This window comes from Streptomyces sp. NBC_01635, from assembly GCF_045209715.1.
In the GTDB taxonomy this organism is placed as follows: Bacteria; Actinomycetota; Actinomycetes; order Streptomycetales; family Streptomycetaceae; genus Streptomyces; species Streptomyces hirsutus.
In genome coordinates this window covers 8,173,988-8,191,225 of the sequence record NZ_CP109277.1, presented here as the reverse complement: position 1 = coordinate 8,191,225, position 17,238 = coordinate 8,173,988, and the positions used below count along the sequence as shown (strand labels likewise).

Annotated in this window: 14 protein-coding genes and 2 pseudogenes; 7 read left to right on the top strand and 9 right to left on the bottom strand. The window is 70.0% G+C overall.

Annotated elements, in window-relative coordinates; genetic code table 11:
- Nucleotides 1-74: 74 nt before the first annotated feature.
- The 3 genes and pseudogenes from OHB56_RS37365 to OHB56_RS37355 form a co-directional block, all read right to left on the bottom strand.
- Nucleotides 75-838: pseudogene (locus OHB56_RS37365) on the bottom strand (IS5 family transposase).
- A 449-nt stretch (nucleotides 839-1,287) separates the two neighbouring features.
- On the bottom strand, nucleotides 1,288-2,679 hold the full coding sequence (locus OHB56_RS37360) for an NAD(P)-binding domain-containing protein (protein WP_406358287.1): 1,392 nt from the start codon (nucleotides 2,677-2,679) through the stop codon (nucleotides 1,288-1,290).
- 510 nt (nucleotides 2,680-3,189) lie between these two features.
- Nucleotides 3,190-3,684, bottom strand: coding sequence for a LysR family transcriptional regulator substrate-binding protein (locus tag OHB56_RS37355; RefSeq protein WP_326756127.1), 495 nt, complete (start codon nucleotides 3,682-3,684; stop codon nucleotides 3,190-3,192).
- Between the two features lie 75 nt (nucleotides 3,685-3,759).
- On the opposite strand from OHB56_RS37355, the gene OHB56_RS37350 reads away from it, so the two are divergent.
- The 4 genes and pseudogenes from OHB56_RS37350 to rpsN all read left to right on the top strand — a co-directional run.
- Nucleotides 3,760-3,900, top strand: coding sequence for a transposase (locus tag OHB56_RS37350; protein WP_326756126.1), 141 nt, complete (start codon nucleotides 3,760-3,762; stop codon nucleotides 3,898-3,900).
- A gap of 154 nt (nucleotides 3,901-4,054) precedes the next feature.
- Nucleotides 4,055-4,864 (top strand): transposase family protein, encoded by an 810-nt coding sequence (locus OHB56_RS37345; protein WP_326757295.1) that lies wholly within the window; start codon nucleotides 4,055-4,057, stop codon nucleotides 4,862-4,864.
- Between the two features lie 532 nt (nucleotides 4,865-5,396).
- A protein-coding gene (locus tag OHB56_RS37340; protein WP_406358285.1) for an IS3 family transposase occupies nucleotides 5,397-6,649 on the top strand; the annotation gives its coding sequence in 2 pieces (ribosomal slippage) (nucleotides 5,397-5,679 and nucleotides 5,679-6,649; 1,254 coding nt in all).
- Nucleotides 6,650-6,683: 34 nt separating this feature from the next.
- A pseudogene (gene rpsN, locus OHB56_RS37335) lies at nucleotides 6,684-6,986 on the top strand (30S ribosomal protein S14); the annotation flags it as partial.
- 52 nt (nucleotides 6,987-7,038) lie between these two features.
- Here rpsN and OHB56_RS37330 read toward each other — a convergent pair.
- Nucleotides 7,039-7,659, bottom strand: coding sequence for a haloacid dehalogenase (locus OHB56_RS37330; protein ID WP_326756124.1), 621 nt, complete (start codon nucleotides 7,657-7,659; stop codon nucleotides 7,039-7,041).
- Between the two features lie 192 nt (nucleotides 7,660-7,851).
- On the opposite strand from OHB56_RS37330, the gene metK reads away from it, so the two are divergent.
- A complete protein-coding gene (gene metK, locus OHB56_RS37325; protein WP_406358283.1) occupies nucleotides 7,852-9,075 on the top strand; it encodes a methionine adenosyltransferase in 1,224 nt (407 codons plus the stop codon).
- Between the two features lie 114 nt (nucleotides 9,076-9,189).
- On the opposite strand, the gene OHB56_RS37320 is transcribed toward metK, so the two are convergent.
- A complete protein-coding gene (locus tag OHB56_RS37320) occupies nucleotides 9,190-10,554 on the bottom strand; it encodes an acyltransferase (RefSeq protein ID WP_326756122.1) in 1,365 nt (454 codons plus the stop codon).
- A gap of 355 nt (nucleotides 10,555-10,909) precedes the next feature.
- Here OHB56_RS37320 and rfbH point away from each other — a divergent pair, with 355 nt between their 5' ends.
- Complete coding sequence (gene rfbH / locus OHB56_RS37315; RefSeq protein WP_055629150.1) at nucleotides 10,910-12,211, top strand: lipopolysaccharide biosynthesis protein RfbH; 1,302 nt, start codon at nucleotides 10,910-10,912, stop codon at nucleotides 12,209-12,211.
- Between the two features lie 82 nt (nucleotides 12,212-12,293).
- Here the strand turns inward: rfbH and OHB56_RS37310 are convergent, their stop codons facing one another.
- On the bottom strand, nucleotides 12,294-13,517 hold the full coding sequence (locus tag OHB56_RS37310; protein WP_326756121.1) for a macrolide family glycosyltransferase: 1,224 nt from the start codon (nucleotides 13,515-13,517) through the stop codon (nucleotides 12,294-12,296).
- Between the two features lie 50 nt (nucleotides 13,518-13,567).
- Entirely contained in the window at nucleotides 13,568-14,161 is a 594-nt protein-coding gene (locus tag OHB56_RS37305; protein WP_406358281.1) for a dTDP-4-dehydrorhamnose 3,5-epimerase family protein, read from the bottom strand.
- Between the two features lie 200 nt (nucleotides 14,162-14,361).
- Between OHB56_RS37305 and OHB56_RS37300 the strand changes: the two genes are divergently transcribed.
- Complete coding sequence (locus OHB56_RS37300) at nucleotides 14,362-15,369, top strand: NAD(P)-dependent oxidoreductase (RefSeq protein WP_326756120.1); 1,008 nt, start codon at nucleotides 14,362-14,364, stop codon at nucleotides 15,367-15,369.
- Between the two features lie 21 nt (nucleotides 15,370-15,390).
- Here the strand turns inward: OHB56_RS37300 and OHB56_RS37295 are convergent, their stop codons facing one another.
- Nucleotides 15,391-16,176, bottom strand: a complete 786-nt coding sequence (locus OHB56_RS37295) for an AfsR/SARP family transcriptional regulator (RefSeq protein ID WP_063793889.1) — start codon at nucleotides 16,174-16,176, stop codon at nucleotides 15,391-15,393.
- The gene (rfbB, locus tag OHB56_RS37290) at nucleotides 16,170-17,174 is read right to left on the bottom strand and encodes a dTDP-glucose 4,6-dehydratase (RefSeq protein ID WP_326756119.1); all 1,005 of its coding nucleotides are present in this window, start codon (nucleotides 17,172-17,174) and stop codon (nucleotides 16,170-16,172) included. Before rfbB ends, OHB56_RS37295 begins: the two co-directional genes overlap by 7 nt.
- Nucleotides 17,175-17,238: the final 64 nt, after the last annotated feature.

The window sequence follows — 17,238 nt, the reverse complement described above, 5'->3', positions numbered from 1 at the left end:
GAGTGTGTCGGAGGTGGGCCGCGAACTGTGAGAGACAACGAGAGAGGGCGGGAGTCAGTGAGCCCTTTCTCTCCTCACTCTGAGCTGGCCAGATGCAGGGTGAGGACGGCCTGGACAAGGCTGGTGATGCGGGTGGTGGAGCAGCGGAGCTTGCGGAGGAGCCGCCAGGACTTGAGGGCGGCGACGGCCTGTTCCACGAGGGCCCTGATCTTTGCGTGAGACCGGTTGACCTCCCGCTGGCCTGCGGAGAGAGTCTCCCACCGGCCGCGGTAGGGCAGCCGGACCGTGCCTCTGGCGCCTTGGTGTCCCTTGTCCGCCCAGCAGCGGATGCCGGCCTCGGCCAGAGCGTCGATGATGCCGTGTTCGCGGGCCGCGCGGATGTCATGGACGGCGCCGGGCAGCGCGGGCGAGGCCCACAGGAGTCTGCCTGCCGGGTCGGCGAGGACCTGCACGTTCATGCCATGTTTCTTGTGCTTGCCGGAGTAGAAGGGCCGGTCGGCGGCGATGCGGTCGATCGGCAGGAGGGTTCCGTCCAGGATCACGAAGGCTTTGCGGGAAGCGGCCTGCGCGGCCTCGGCAAGATCGGGAGCAAGCGCGGCCAGCATCTCGACGGCCTCGGTCACGTACCGGTAGACGGTGCTGACGCCGATGCCGAACCCGGCTGCGAGTAGGTGTAGGTGTGTCCGCACCGCAGGTGAGCCAGGACCAGCAGAGCCTGCTGGTCCGTTCCGAGCCGGCGCCACCGTGTTCCGCGTTCACGTCGCAGGGCGGTCAGCTTCCCGGACAGGAACCGCAGGGTGGAACTGAACAGATCGAGTCCCGATGGGTAGACAAGCACACGAAGCTCCGGGCGGACAGGTTGCTCTTGGTCGACAACCCATCTACCAGGAGCTTCACCTCTTCCCACCTCCGGACCCCACGCCAACTCAGCCTGAAATCAGCCAGGTTGGAAACAGCTCACTGTATTCGACCAGGGCTGCCCTTGGAAGTGGTCGTTGCGTTCTGCGCGGATCACGGAGGCCAGGGTTCTTGAGCGGGCCGCGCCGACGCCGAGGCGGTTGCGGAGGGTCTTCGCAGGGCTGCGGCTCGATCCCCACCCCTCACACACAAGCCATCCGGCACGGCTCACGGCACGCTCCCATGGCCCACGGCGCACTCCCCCTGGCCCCGGCAACCGGCAACCGACATCCCCCAGTTGTGCCCACCCCATGGATACGGTTCAGGGGCCCGCAGCGAGAGCTGCTGGGCCCCTGAACCGTAGTGGGGTCCGCCCCCGACCTCGGGGAGTTACGCCGCCAGGCCGCGCTCAGCGTTCTGCGGAGTCTTGGCGGGGTCCTCGGCGAGGTAGCGCTCGATCGAGTCGTCGAGTTCTTCGAGCCACGGTGTGTGGTGCTCGGCGGCCAGGGTTCCCGTCATGACCGAGCGGTAAACACGGTCGCGGTAGCCCATGATGTCGGCCTTCTTGTCGCGCTTCCACGCGAGGAAGATCTCGACGACCCGGTCGAGGTCGAACTCGGGGTAGTCCGTCTGCCGCAGCAGATCACGCACGTAGTCGGCCTGGAAGCGGATCTCTTCGGCGTCCGAGGAAAGCTTCTCGAAACGTTCCCGCCACTCGGCGATGGACGCGGAGCGTTCGGTCTCCGACGGCAGCTCGGTGCGGCCCAGGATGAGGTCGCGTACGTACCAGGCCTGCGCGTCGAACATGTTGAAGGTGAACCACTGGTCCTGCGCGCCGAGGTAGGCCAGACGCGGGTTGTCCTGCCACACGACACCGCGGTAAAGGCCGTCCGGGTACACGTTGTTCGGGGAGGTCAGCGCGAGCTCGTCGGGCAGGAACGGGTACTTGTGCAGGTAGCCGGTGCACAGGATGACGGCGTCGATGTGCTTCGAGGTGTCGTCGGCGAAGTGGACCGTGTTGCCCTCGATGCGCTTGATGACGGGGCATTCTTCGAAGCCCTCGGGCCAGTCGTAGCCCATCGGCGCGGAACGATAGCTCGCCGTCACCGAGCGTGCGCCCATCTTGAACGCCTGGCTGCCGATGTCCTCGGCCGAGTAGCTGGAGCCGACGACGAGGACGTCCTGCCCCTTGAAGTCTTCCGCGCCGCGGAAGTCGTGCGCGTGGGCGATGTGCCCGGGGAAGGTCTCGATGCCAGGGAATTGCGGCACGTTGGGGAAAGCGAAGTGGCCGCTGGCGACGACCACATGGTCGAACTCCTCGGTCGTCGTTTCTCCGGTGGGGAGATTCTCGACCGTGAGCGTGAAGACCTCACGCTCGGCGTCGTATTCCGTCCAGCGCACGACGGTCTGGAAACGGATGAAATCGCGCACGTTCGTCTTCTTCAGCCGGGCGGCGATGTAGTCCCACAGAACCGGGCGCGGCGGATATGAGGAGACGGCGCGACCGAAGTGCTCGTCGAAGGTGTAATCAGCGAACTCCAGCGCTTCCTTCGGCGCATTCGACCACAGATTGCGGTACATGCTCGAGTGCACGGGCTCGCCGTACTCGTCGAGTCCGGTGCGCCAGGTGAAGTTCCACTGGCCACCCCAGTCAGCCTGTTTCTCAAAACAGACAATCTCGGGGATGTCCGCCCCCGCGCGCGCTGCGGTCTCAAAGGCCCGCAGCTGAGCCATGCCCGAGGGGCCGGCACCGACAATCGCTACTCTTTTTCCGTTCGTCACGTATGTCCCTTTATTTTCGCCATGCGACCCTGCATCCACCCTCACGGGCAGGACGGAGCCATCCGGTCGCCAGAATCCGCACGTATCGACCGGCTCAGAGAGACGGATTTCTTTTGACCGTAGCAGGATTGGCCCAGTTGCGCTAATTTGCTGCCGCAATCAACGGCGTCAACCCGTCGGAGGTGCGGGTCGCGACAGTCGGTCCGGCCGTGCGGCTACAGGTCGACATCGAGCCCCACTCTCGGCGGATGAACTGCAGCTTCGTCACCTCGTCGAGTGCGAAAGGGCCGCCCCCTCGAGCTGGCCACGAAGGTCGTCGCCCTGCATGCCTTCACCCTTTGAACTTCACATCAGCAACGCAGCAGAAAGGGCGGATGGCGCCCTGGCGGAAATATGCCCGACCGCAGTTCCTTCCCGGTCTGCGCAATCTCATTCCTCCGAGATACAAAAGGAAGCGGATCCGTAATCTGGTTCTCCGTCTTGTCCGAGTGAAGGTGTGTCAGGGGCGCCTCAGGGATCGGCCTGCCTGCCTCGGGCCGTCGCCTGCCGGAGGCGGGTGGTGGCGAGGTCGATGAGGGTGCGGGTGGCCCGGCTGAGGGTGGTGTTGCGGCGGTGCACGATGGCGAAGTGGTCGTAGAGTCTCGGCCGCAGCGGGGCGGAGTGGAGCCGGTGGGGAAGCCGGCCGGCGAGGCGGTGGACGACGCCGCGTGCCGCGATCGTGTCGGCGTGTCCGCGGGCGGCGATCTCCAGCGCGGTCTCGACGTTCTCGACCTCGATGTGCGGCCGCAGTGTGCGGTGCGCCGTCTGTACGGCACGGGTGAGCTGCTGACGGGTGTAGTCCCGTTCGCCCCACGTGGCCTCGGAGAGGACCAGTCTGGCGTCCGCGAGGCGGGCGGGCGTGACGGGACGCCGGGCACGCTCGGGGTCGGAGCTGAGATACACGATCTCGTCGCGGGCCGCGGAGCGGACGGTGAGCTGGTGGTCGTCCAGGATCGGGAGCGCCACCAGGCCTGAGGGGCCCGAAGATCCCGGACAGGGGCCCAATGGGGTTGTCCTGTAAGGAATCGAGGGAAGAAGCAAGTGGCACGTCCAAGTCCGTACTCGCCGGAGTTCCGCGAAGAAGCGGTCCAGTTGGCATTGAAATCCAGCAAGCCGATCGCTCATGTCGCCCGGGAACTCGAGATGAATTCCGAGACGCTGCGCACGTGGGTGCGCCAGTGACGTTTTCTCAGCGAAATGATCTACGCGAAGCGGCATGAACCGCTCCATGCGTGAGCAGGCCGGACGGACTGGGCCCGGCCGTGGACAGACGTAAAGCCCCTGGTAGGACAGGTCTCACCACAAGATCATGTCCGTAACCACCAGAGGCTTCACGTTGGTCACCTATGTTGCCACGCTCGATGTCCCGCGCCACGTCGTGGACCACCTCTCGCGTCTGCTCGCCGCCCACCGCCGCCGAATCGGCACTCCGCGAGGCAGCCGGGCGCTCGGCCCGTTCCGCCAGGCCGTGCTGGTGCTGCGTTGGTTCCGCGAACGCGGCTGCGTGCACTGCCTGGCCCGCGACGCGGGCGTCTCTCAGGCCACCGGCTACCGCTACCTGCACGAGGGCATCGACGTCCTCGCCGCCCAGGCCCCGGACCTGCACGCGGTCCTGGACCACTGCCGACGCGCGGGGATGACCCACGTGATCCTCGACGGCACACTGATCGAATCGGACCGCCTCGCCGGCGTCCGCGACAACGGCAACGACTGGTGGTTCAGCCAGAAACACAAGGCGTTCGGCGGCAACGTGCAGTTCCTGGCCGCTCCGGACGGCACCCCGCTGTGGGTCTCCGACGTCGAACCCGGCTCCACCCCCGACGTCACCGCCGCCCGCATCCACGCCCTGCCCGCCCTCTACAAGGCGGCGGCCGACGGGCTGCCGACCCTGGCCGACAAGGGCTACATCGGCGCCGGCATCGGCATCCTCATTCCCGTCCGCCGCCCCAACAACCAGTCCGAGCAGGCACTTTGCGCGGACACCCGTGCCTTCAACACCCTCGTGCGGAGCGTTCGGGCCCTGGGCGAGCGCACCGCTGCCGAGCTCAAGCAGCGCTGGCGCACGCTGCAGCACGTCACCCTCAGCCCCAGCCGGATCGGCGACATCGCCCGCGCCGCCCTCGTCCTCAACGGAATCTGGAAGTGACCATCGTTGAGAAAACCTCAGTGAGCCATTGGTCGGCACCCGGAACATAAGCACGAGCACAGGCCGCTACCGACAGGGGCGTTGGATGGACACGGCCGTACGGTCATCGGCCCGCAGAGAGCGGAAAGTGTGCACGTCAACTGACCGCATGGCGCACCTTGACCGGGTCAAGGTGCGCCTCAGCCCCGTCAAGTGCGCCGGTCCCCAACTGGTCCCCAAAAAAGATCAAGGGCCGGTTTCGGATGTCTCCGAAACCGGCCCTGACCTGCGACTCTCACGAGTCGGGACGACAGGATTTGAACCTGCGACCCCTTGACCCCCAGGAGTGAGGGCCATAGGAACTACCTGCACATATCAGGCAGAACTAGGGTGCAGGACGCGCGTCCCCGCGCGTGCTGTTCAGGGTCGCGAGCACCGTGTGGTCCCCAACTGGTCCCCAGGTAATGGGGACAGCTTGGGTATTTGTCCGCCGTTGAGCCAGCTGAACCGCCCCGGTTCGAATGGAGACTCGATTTCATGAAAGGATCGAGTCATGGCACGACCTTCCCGTTATCCCCTTGAGCTGCGCCGTCGCGCGGTGCGCATGGTCGCCGAGGTGCGCGACGACCACCCGAACGAGACGGCCGCTCTGCAGGCGGTCACCGACAAGCTCGGCATCGGCTCCCGCGAGACGCTGCGGAACTGGGTGAAGCAGCATGCAATCGACGCGGGGACGCGGCCGGGAACGACGACGGAGGAATCGGCCCAGCTCAAGGCGTTGAAGAAGGAGAACGCCGAACTGAAGCGGGCCAACGAGATCCTGAAGGCGGCAGCGAGTTTCTTCGCGGCCGAGCTCGACCGGCCACACACGCGCTCGTAGCGTTCATCGACGAGCACCGGGACCGCTTCGGCGGAGTCGAGCCGATCTGCAGGACCCTCACCGAGCACGACTGCAAGATCGCCCCTTCCACCTACTACGCGCACAAGAAACGCCTGGCCGTCCCGTCTGCCCGTACCGTGCGGGACGCGGAACTCAAGGAGCGGATCCGCCAGGTCCACACCGACAACTACCGTGTCTACGGGGCCCGGAAGATCTGGCGGGAGCTGAACCGGCAGGGTCACACGGTGGCCCGCTGCACCGTCGAACGGCTGATGCGCGAGCTGGGCATCGCCGGCGCCGTCCGCGGCAAAAGGGTCATCACCACGATTCCGGACCAGCAGGCCGAGCGGGCACCGGACCGGGTGGACCGCGACTTCGTCGCCGGCGCGCCGAACCGCTGCTGGGTCGCGGATTTCACGCACGTGGCCACCTGGGCCGGAGTGGTCTACGTCGCCTTCGTCGTGGACACCTTCTCCCGCCGGATCGTCGGCTGGTCCGCCGCGACGTCGAAGGAGACCCGGCTCGTCCTGGACGCTCTGGAGATGGCACTGTGGCAGCGCGACCGCGATGAACACCACCATGTTCGCGGCGAGTTGATACACCACAGCGACGCGGGCAGCCAGTACACCAGTTTCAAGCTGGCCGAGCACCTGGACGCGGCCGGCATCGCGGCCTCGATCGGCTCGGTCGGCGATGCGTACGACAACGCCCTGATGGAGAGCACGATCGGCCTGTTCAAAACCGAATTGATCAAGCCGCAGCGGCCCTGGAAGACCCTCTCCCAGGTCGAGCTGGCCACCGCCGAGTGGGTCGACTGGTACTGCCACCGCCGACTGCACGGTGAGACAGGCCACGTCCCACCCGTCGAGTACGAGACCAACTACTACACGGAACTCACGAAACCCCAGGTCACCACCATAATCTGAGGTCTCTACCGAACCCGGGGCGGTTCAAGGTCTGATGGCGAAGAAGAGCAAGATCGCCAAGAACGAGCAGCGACGCCTCGTCGTGGCCCGCCACGCCGAGCGCCGCGCCGAGCTGAAGGCGATCAGCTCATCCGCCCAGGCGTCCGACGAGGAACGCGCCGCCGCCCAGCGGGAGCTGCGCCGGCAGCCCCGCGACGCCAGCGCCACCCGCGTGCGCAACCGCGACTCCGTGGACGGACGCCCCCGCGGTCACCTGCGCGCCTTCGGCCTGTCCCGCATCCGCCTGCGCGAGATGGCCCACGCGGGCGAGCTCCCGGGAGTGACCAAGAGCAGTTGGTGGCCCTCACCCCGCGCGTGCGACGGGGATCGGCCGCACGGAGGCGCCGGCGTCATACCCCGGTGGCGGTCAGGTGCTTCAGCGCCGGGATCACGGCGCGCAGGTCGTCGCCCCGGACCGACGTGGTCGCGCGCGTGGAGCTGTGCGGTGACGTGTTGAAGGCGATGCCGAGGCCGACGGAGTCGAAGAGGGCTCCGTCGGCCGAGCAGGCGCCCACGGCCGCGCAGTCCTGCGGCGGGACGCCGAGTTCGTCCGCTCGCCGACGGGCGAACTCGCCCTCGTCCGTGAGCACGGGCCAGTTGCCGACCTTGCCCGTGAAGCGGCCGTCCGCCGTCTCCAGGGAGCAGCCGAAGTAGGAGTGGACACCGAACCGGTCGGCGAGGTGGGCACCGATCGGGGCCCAGGTGAGGCTCGAGATGACCGGCACCAGACCGTTGCCCCAGCACCAGTGGGTCGTCTCCGCGACCCCCGGAAGCAGGGGCAGACGGGTGAGTTGGGTGTGCAGGGCGGTCTCGGAGAAGCCCGCCCAGCGCGCCGCGTCGGTCTCCGCCGTTTCGTGCAGGCTCAACGGCCCGCTCAGGCCGAGGCGCTCCTCGAGCGTGCGGGACAGACTTCCTCCCCGGACCAGGACGCAGTCCAAGGAGAAGAACACGGCGGCGGTGTGAGCAGACATGAGTCTTCGACTATGCCACCCGTGAGAGGGCTCACACCAGACATGTGCACGATCCTTCACGACTGGTCACACCGTGTTCGCCCGCTCTAGGGATCTCCTCGTGAGTTGACCGCGAGCATGGAGACGGCCGTCCTGATCCGAGTCCCCTTGGCCGCCTCCCGCCCGGAGCACCGCGGCAACCACTGGAGAGTCATGTCCCGTCGTCTGTTCACCTCGGAGTCCGTGACCGAGGGTCACCCCGACAAGATCGCTGACCAGATCAGCGACACCGTTCTCGACGCGCTCCTGCGTGAGGACCCGACCTCCCGGGTCGCCGTCGAGACCTTGATCACGACCGGCCTGGTGCACGTGGCGGGCGAGGTCACCACCAAGACGTACGCGGACATCGCGACGCTGGTGCGCAACAAGGTCCTCGAGATCGGCTACGACTCCTCGAAGAAGGGCTTCGACGGCGCCTCCTGCGGTGTGTCGGTGTCGATCGGCTCCCAGTCCCCGGACATCGCGCAGGGCGTCGACACCGCGTACGAGTCCCGGGTCGAGGGTGCCGCCGCAGGCGGAGTGGCCGACGAGCTGGACCGGCAGGGCGCCGGTGACCAGGGTCTGATGTTCGGCTACGCGACGGACGAGACGCCGACGCTGATGCCGCTGCCGATCTTCCTGGCGCACCGCCTGTCCAAGCGCCTGTCCGACGTGCGCAAGAACGGGACCATCCCCTACCTGCGCCCGGACGGCAAGACCCAGGTCACCATCGAGTACGACGGCGACAAGGCGGTCCGCCTGGACACCGTCGTGGTGTCCTCCCAGCACGCGAGCGACATCGACCTGGAGTCACTGCTCGCGCCCGACATCCGCGAGTTCGTCGTGGAGCCCGAGCTGAGGGCGCTGCTGGACGAGGGCATCAAGCTCGACACGGAGAACTACCGGCTGCTGGTCAACCCCACCGGGCGGTTCGAGATCGGCGGCCCGATGGGCGACGCGGGCCTCACCGGCCGGAAGATCATCATCGACACCTACGGCGGCATGGCCCGCCACGGCGGCGGCGCCTTCTCCGGCAAGGACCCCTCCAAGGTCGACCGTTCGGCGGCGTACGCGATGCGCTGGGTCGCCAAGAACGTGGTGGCGGCCGGCCTGGCCTCCCGCTGCGAGGTCCAGGTGGCGTACGCCATCGGCAAGGCCGAGCCGGTCGGTCTCTTCGTCGAGACCTTCGGCACCGCCACGGTCGACGCCGAGCGGATCGAGCGGGCCATCGACGAGGTCTTCGATCTGCGTCCGGCCGCGATCATCCGCGACCTGAACCTGCTCCGCCCGATCTACGCCCAGACCGCGGCCTACGGCCACTTCGGCCGGGAGCTGCCCGACTTCACCTGGGAGCGCACCGACCGCGTGGACGCCCTGCGCCGGGCGGCCGGGGCGTAGACCCCCCGGCCGCCCGCGCACGGCAAGGGCCTGTCGGGACCGTCCAACGGATCCTCGACAGGCCCTTGGTGCACGGCGCGACGCGTCCAACGCGCCGACCGACGGTCCGTGCGGTCAGAGGCGGCCCGCACGCCGGCCGGGGTCGTGCAGACGCCTGGTCCACTCGGGGCCGCGCAGGGCATCGGCGGCGTCCCGGGGGACGCTCAGGTGGACGTCGCGGCTGTGGTCGTCGTCCGGGGTGGGCGTGATGAGGACCGTCCACGGGATGGGGCTCGCCGGAAACGCGAACCAGAACGGCCGGCCGGCACCGAACTCGACGGCGTAGACGGGGAGCCGGCTCACGTTGTTGAGGGCGACGGTGCCCTCGAAGGCGTCCAGCGACATCCTGCTGAAGACACGGCCGGACCGGCCGGCCGCGCGCTGGGCCTCCAGGAAGGCGGCCTCCTGGCGGATCCGGTCGAGGGTGACCCGGTCCAGGGCCGCGCGGACGGCGGCGACCGTGTGGGCCAGGGGTTCCTCCCGCAGTTCCCGTGCGGGCAGCGCGGCCGTGGTGTTGGAGACCGCGTTGCCCCAGTAGCCGTCCGGGAGGCGGTCCTTGAGCGCGGCCCGCAGCCCGACCACGATGCCCAGGCGCTCCTGGGCCGCGGGGTCCCGGCCGCGCAGCGCGCCGAGCACCCGCCACAGGTGCGCCCCGAGGGCGTCGCCGCTGGACGCGGGCGGCCGGTCCGCGTCCTGTCCCGCCCGCGCCGCCACGCGCAGGTCGAGGACCTCGTCGGCACTGAAGCGGACGGTGATCGTGCGCATCGTGCGCGCGCGGGCGTTGACCTTCCAGATGAACCCGAACCTCCGGCGTCCCGTGATCACCTCGTACTGCGGATCGTCGGGCGCCGCGGGCACGTCGGCGGCGAGCCGGTCGAGTGGGGTGCGGTCGTACGGCGCGGGACGGCTCTCCCGGCCGGCGTGCGTGCGGGACCAGTGGAGCAGGAAGCCCAGGTAGCCGCCGCCGTCGACCACGGCGTGGTTGATGGAGACGCCGAGCACGGAGCCGCCACCGCGCATGTGCGTGACCTTGACGGACAGCAGCGGGGTGTCGTGGCCGACGACGCGGAAGGCGTTGACGGGGTGGATGTAGCGACGCAGGTCCTGGTGGGCCGGCCGGTCGGGCCCGTAGTCGGGCATGGCCCGGTCGGAGTGGGCGACGGCGAACACCGCGCCCGCGTCGTCGCACGCCACGCTGAGTCCGCCGTCCGGATCGCGTACGAGACGCCCGGTGAGCAGCGGGTAGTGGGCGAGCGCGCGGCGCAGCGAGTCCTCCACGGCGTCGGCGTCCAGCGTGCGCCGGTAGAAGAAGATGCGCGGGGTGGCGAACGTGCCGTTCATCAGGTCGTGCAAGCCGAGTCGGACACGCTCGCCGGACGGCCCTCCTCCGCGCAGGACGGCGGTGCGCCCGGGGTGGCCCGGCGGGCGGCCGATCTTCATGGGCGTCTCCAGGGACGGGCGGGGGGCCCTCGCCGGGCCCGGCACCTCAGACTGCCCGGCCTGGATTCGTGAATTCCCTAGACCCGTCGGCGGCGCTCGTGGCCACCCCGCGCACCGGGCGGGACCGGGTCGGCCGTCGCGGTCGAAACGGGGGCGCGGCAGGGGCCGGACGGGGTCCCCGCGGCGGTCAATGTTTGGTGGATCCCTAGATTCGGGCGGCGTTTCTGGCCCGCGGGCGCGGGCGCGTGCTGGTCTGGGGTTCCCCCGATCGAACGATACGGGCGTGGGGACCCGCTTCGACTGCGAGCCGGCCGTACGTCTCGTCCCCACCGGCACACACAGGAGGCCATCAGCCGTGGGGAACGACAAGACCGAGATCCTCGACCTGGTCCGCGAGTACCACCGTTCCACCGTCTCATCGGGGTTCGTTCCGGGCGTGACCCCGGTGCAGGCCTCCGGTGCGGTGCTGACCGAGGACGACCGGGTGGCCCTGGTGGAGGCCGCGCTCGACATGCGCATCGCCGCCGGTGTCAGCTCGCGTCGGCTGGAGCGCGCGCTGGCCAAGTACTTCGGCCTGCGCAAGGCCCACCTGACCAACTCCGGTTCGTCGGCGAACCTGCTGGCGCTGGCCAGTCTCACCTCGCCGCAGCTCGGCGAGGACCGGCTGAAGCCGGGCGACGAGGTGATCACGGTCGCCGCCGGTTTTCCCACGACGGTCAACCCGATCCTGCAGAACGGCCTGACGCCGGTCTTCATCGACATCGAACTGGGCACCTACAACGCCTCGCTCGAGCGGGTGGGGCAGGCGATCGGCCCGCGCACCCGGGCCATCATGATGGCGCACGCGCTGGGCAACCCCTTCCAGGTGAAGGAGATCGCCCAACTGGCGCAGGACCGCGACCTGTTCCTCATCGAGGACAACTGCGACGCCCTGGGCAGCACCTACCAGGGGCAGCTGACCGGGACGTTCGGTGACCTCGCGACGGAGAGCTTCTACCCGGCCCACCACATCACGACGGGTGAGGGCGGCTGTGTCCTCACGGACAACCTGATCCTCGCGCGGATCGTGGAGTCGATGCGGGACTGGGGCCGCGACTGCTGGTGCGAACCGGGCGAGGACAACCGCTGTTTCAAGCGGTTCGAGCAGCAGATGGGATCACTGCCCGAGGGCTACGACCACAAGTACATCTTCTCCCACGTGGGCTACAACCTGAAGTCGACCGACATCTCGGCGGCTCTGGGGCTCACGCAGCTGCCCCGGATCGACGAGTTCGGCAGGGCCCGCCGGCACAACTGGGACCGGCTGCGGAAGGGACTGGACGGGCTGCCGCACCTGCTGCTCCCGGAGGCGACCCCGGGCAGCGACCCGAGCTGGTTCGGCTTCGCCATCACCGTCGAGCCGCACGCGCCGTTCCAGCCGGCCGCCCTCATCGACCACCTGGAGTCCAGCAAGGTCGCCACCCGGCGCTTCTTCGCCGGCAACCTGACGCGTCACCCGGCCTACGAGGGGCGGGAGTTCCGGGTCAGCGGGCCGCTCACCAACAGTGACATCACCACCGAGCGGACGTTCTGGATCGGGGTGTACCCGGGCCTGACCGACGAGATGATCGACCACAGCATCAACACCGTGATCGAATACGTGACGTTGCCGCACTGACGTCCTGGAACGCGTGCGGGGTGGGCCCGGCACCGGACGGTGTCGATCCCACCCCGTCGAGCCGGAGCGGACGAGGGGCCGCTCAGCCCGCCGCTTCGACCGCGGGGGACCGCGCGGCCCACGCCTCCAGCAGGTCGGCGGCGCGGGCGGCGCCGCCCGCCTCGCGCACGGCCTCCCGCATACGGGACAGCGCGGGCGGCGTCGCGGGGTCGGCGAGGAGTCCGGCGACCGTGTCCGCGAGACCCCGGGCGGTCAGACCGGCCCGGGGCAGGTTGCGTCCCACCCCGCGCTCCTCCAGCCGGCGGGCGCTCAGGACGAGTTCGTGGGCGTGCGGCAGGGCGACCACGGGCGTTCCGTAGGCCAGGGACTCCATCAGGCTGCCCATGCCCGCGTGGCACACGAACACGTCGGCGTGCGGCAGCACGGCGGGGTGCGGCAGCCAGGAGTGGGCCTCGACATGAGCGGGCAGCGGCCCCAGGGCGGCGGGGTCGGTGTCCCGACCGAGCGTCATCACGACCTGCCATTCGGACGCGGGGAACGCCTCGGCGCACAGCCGGAAGAAGCCGCCGCGGTCACCGGACTCCGTGCCCAGCGAGACGAGGGCGACGCGGCATCCGTCGGCGGGCGGCGACCACAGGCCCGGGCGGGGTTCGGTGAAGGTGGGGCCCACGAAGGCGAACCGGTCGTCGAAGGAGTCCCCCTCGATCTGGAACGCGCGCGGCAGGAAGACCAGGTTGCGCTCGTCCCATTCGGCGCCGTAACGGCCCATCTCCTCCAGGCCGATGCCGTGTTGTCCCATGAAGTCGATGAGCACCGAGGCGCCCTCGGCCATCAGCGGATGCCCCGGGTCCCACAGCTGGGCGCGCAGGGAGAACGTCTCGTTGGCCGCGTGGCTCGGGCAGACCTGCACCGGCACGGCGTCCAGGACACGGGCGGTGACCCGGCCGGCGGCGACGGTCTCGAAGTCGTAGAGCACCGCGTCGGGCGGGTCGGCGGCGAGGCCGTCGCGGGCCGCGGGGAAGACGGTGCGGACGGTGTCGACGAGGAGGTCGTAGCCGTCGCGGGCGAGCCGGTCGGGGCTCGGGTCGCCGGTGCGGTAGAACGCGCCGCGCGCGGAGGTGTAGGTGACGGCACGGGCGCCGCAGTCCTCGACGAGGGGGGCGAACCGCTCGTCGACGACGTAGGTGACGCGGTGGCCGCGGGCGATGAGTTCGCGCGCCACCCCCAGGGTGGGGGCGACATGGCCGAAGTCCGCGAAGAGCAGCAGGGCGTAGTGGCGGCCGGGGGTGGGTGTGCCGGGCGGCATCAGCTCTCCGATGGGTGTCAGCCGGCCCTCGGGGCCGGGTGGCCAGTGGGTCAGCGGGGGCCCTCGCGCAGCGCCTCGTAGTAGGCCAGGCAGTCCTCGTATCGGGCCAGGAGGCCGGTGTCCCGGGCCTCGGCGACGGAGATCGCCGTCGAGTCCTTCCGCGACATCAGGGGTGCCTCCGACAGGCGCCAGGGCAGGGCGAGGTCCGGGTCGAAGGGGTCGATGTCCACCTGCGTGCCGGGCACGAACTCGGTGGAGCACAGATACGACACGCAGGTGTCGTCGGTGAGGGCGAGGAAGCCGTGCACCAGGCCTTCGGCGACGAACAGTGTGTCGCCCGACTCGGCGGACAGCCGGTTCGCCTCGTGCACTCCCCAGGTCGGGGAGCCGACCCTCAGGTCCACGACGATGTCGAGGACGGCGCCGCGCACCACGCACACCACTTTCGCCTGCCCCGGCGGCAGCAGCGTGCCGTGCAGTCCGCGCAGGGTGCTGCGGCGCGACACCGAGTAGTTCACCTGCGCCACGGGCACGGGGCGGCCGAGTTCCTCGGCCAGCCTGTCGTGCCGGAACGACTCGTAGAAGCTCCCGCGCTCGTCGCGGTGCTGGTACGGAGTGATGTGGTAGGCGTCCGGCACAGCCATCTCTCGAACCTTCATGGTGGCCACACGGTAGGTCGTCGGGATCGAGGACCGGTCGAGAACCGTTGGTGGCCCGCTCCACTCGACGGGGCCTGGATCGGTCCTCGATCGGCGGCTGCTTCAGTGGAGACGTCACACCCGCGTCTCAGCGGGGCAGCACACGGCGAACGGGCGCACCGCGCGGGCCCGGGAGGAGAGAGGCAATGGCGGAGGTCGGTGAGCTGGGACTGCCCAACGCCGCGGACAGGAGGTCCGGCCGTGTGGTGGTTCTCGGGGCGACCGGGTTCGTCGGCCGCCACGTGGGCGGCGCCCTGGAGCAGGCCGGGTACGAGATCCTCGCAGTGGCCCGTCATCCCCGCAAGACACCCGCGTCCTGGCGCTTCCATCCGATGGACCTGGTCGACGCCGGCCCCGGGGCACTGGTCGAACTCATCGACCGGGAACGCCCCGTGGCCGTGGTGAACGCCGCGGGCGAGGTGTGGTCCCGCACCGTGGAAGGGATGCACCGCAGCAACCGGCTGCTCGTGGACCGCCTGCTGTCGGCGCTCGCCGTGTCCGGACACCGGGCGCGGCTGGTGCAGTTGGGATCCGTGCACGAGTACGCGCCACAGCCCCGCGGGGTATGGCTGACCGAGTCCTCGCCGGAGGAACCGGCCACGGACTACGGGCGCACCAAGCTCCACGGCACCCGGGCGGTGCTGCGGGCCGTGGAGACGGGTGCCGTGGATGCGGTGGTGCTGCGGTTGTCGAACGTGATCGGGGCCGGCACCCCGCGGGGCAGTCTGCTCGGCCAGGTGGCCGCGCAGCTCCTCGACCGGGCGGTGCGGGGACGGCCCGCTCAGGTGCGGGTGTCACCGCTGCGCAGCAGCCGGGACTTCGTCGACGCGCAGGACGTGTCGTGGGCCGTGGTGGCGGCGGTGGGCGCCGCGGACGGCCGCGGGCGGGTGGTGAACATCGCCAGTGGCGCCTCGCAGCCGGTCCGGGACATGGTGGACCTGCTGATCTCGATCAGCGGCCGTCCCGCGCGGCTCGTGGAGCTGCCCGGGACGGGTCCGCGGTCGCTGCCGGACGCCGACTGGATGGCCGTGGACGTGTCGGCCGCGCGTACGGTCCTCGGCTGGGAGCCGCGGCGCACCCCGCGCGACATGGTGGAGGACCTGTGGCGGGCCGCGGCGGCCGGGCAGCACGACGGGCCCGCCGCCGACGGGTGAGCGGCGGGCGGGGCGGCGACGTCAGCCGGGCAGGAGGTCCAGGTCGGCCGTGCTGACCCGGTCGGTCAGCACGTGCTGGCGCAGCCGCTGAAGACCGGGTGAGGGATCCAGGCCCAGTTCGTCCCGCAGCTGTGTGCTCAGGCGCTGGTAGACCTCCAGTGCCTCGCTGCGTCGGCCGCAGCGCTGGAGGGCGATGATGAGGGTGCCCTGGAACCACTCGTGCAGCGGGTAGGTGCAGGCCAGTTCCTTCAGTTCACCGACGAGTTCGCGGTGCCGACCGAGGCGGAAGCCCGCAGTGATGCGCAATTCCTCGGCCTGGAGGTGGAGTTCCTCCAGCCGCTGGGCGTACCCGTGCAGCGCGGGGCCGTGGGTGACGTCCGTGAACGGCGGGCCGTTCCACAGCAGGAGGGCCCGGTCGAGGAGAGCGACGGCGCCGGCCGGGTCGTCGTCGGCCAGCGCCGACCGTGCCCGGCCGGTGAGCCGGGCGAACTCCTCCGCGTCGCACTCCCCCGGCTCCACGCGCAGCAGGTAGCCGTGCGCGCGGGTGACGAGGGGGCCGGTGTCGCCGGGGTCCTCGCCGCCGTGCAGCGCCTTGCGCAGCTGGTACGCGTAGGTCTGCACGGTGGCGGTGGCGCTGCGCGGCGGATGTCCCGGCCAGAGTTCGGCCGTGAGCGCGCTCAGCGGGACGACGCTGTTGCGGCGGGCCAGCAGCACGGCCAGCACCTGGCGGACCTTCGGCGCGGTGGGGGTGACGTCGCGGTGGCCGTGCGACACCCGCAGCGGGCCGAGGGTGCGCCAGGTCAGCACGGCGCGGTCCCGGCCGTCCGGTCCGGGTCGAGCGCCCGGCCCCACACCTGGCGGTTGTCCCGGTACCAGGCGACCGTCTCGGCGAGGCCCTCGGTGAAGTCCTTCTGCGGCTTGTAGCCGAGCTCGACGTGGGCCTTGCGCCAGTCCACGGAGTAGCGGCGGTCGTGGCCCTTGCGGTCGGTGACGTACTCCACGCTGTCCCAGTCGGCGCCGCAGGCCTCCAGGAGCAGCGCGGTCAGACCGCGGTTGTCGAGTTCGGTGCCGCCGCCGATGTTGTAGACCTCGCCGGCCCTCCCCCCGGTGCGGACTAGCTCGACGGCGCGGACGTGGTCGTCGACGTGGAGCCAGTCGCGCACGTTCAGGCCGTCACCGTAGAGGGGGACCTTGCCGCCCGCGAGGAGGCGGGTGACGAACAGCGGGATGATCTTTTCGGGGAACTGGTGGTGCCCGTAGTTGTTCGAGCACCGGGTGACGCGCACGTCCAGCCCGTGGGAGCGGTGGTAGGCCAGGGCGATGAGGTCGCTGGACGCCTTGGACGCCGCGTACGGCGAGTTGGGGTGCAGGGGCTGTTCCTCGGAGCAGGAGCCCTCGGGGATGGAGCCGTAGACCTCGTCGGTGGAGATGTGCACGAACCGGTCGATGCCGTGGCGCAGCGCGGCGTCCAGGAGGGTCTGGGTGCCCAGGACGTTGGAGCGCACGAACTCGGTGGCGCTGGCGAGGGAGCGGTCGACGTGCGACTCGGCGGCGAAGTGCACGACCTGGTCGTGTTCGGCCATCAGCCGGTCGACGTGCTCGCTGTCGCAGATGTCGCCGATGACGAGCCGGTAGCGGGGGGAGTCCGCCACCGGGTCGAGGTTGGCCGGGTTGGCCGCGTAGGTGAAGGCGTCGAGGACGGTGACGGTGACGTCGTCGGGGCCGAGGGGGCCGAGCAGGGTGCGGACGTAGTGGGATCCGATGAAGCCGGCCCCGCCGGTCACCAGGATGCGCGTCTTACTCATCGGGGTGCGGCGCGCGTCAGCGGGCGTACCGAGCGGGCGCCGTCCTCCTTCCTCAGGGCGTGCG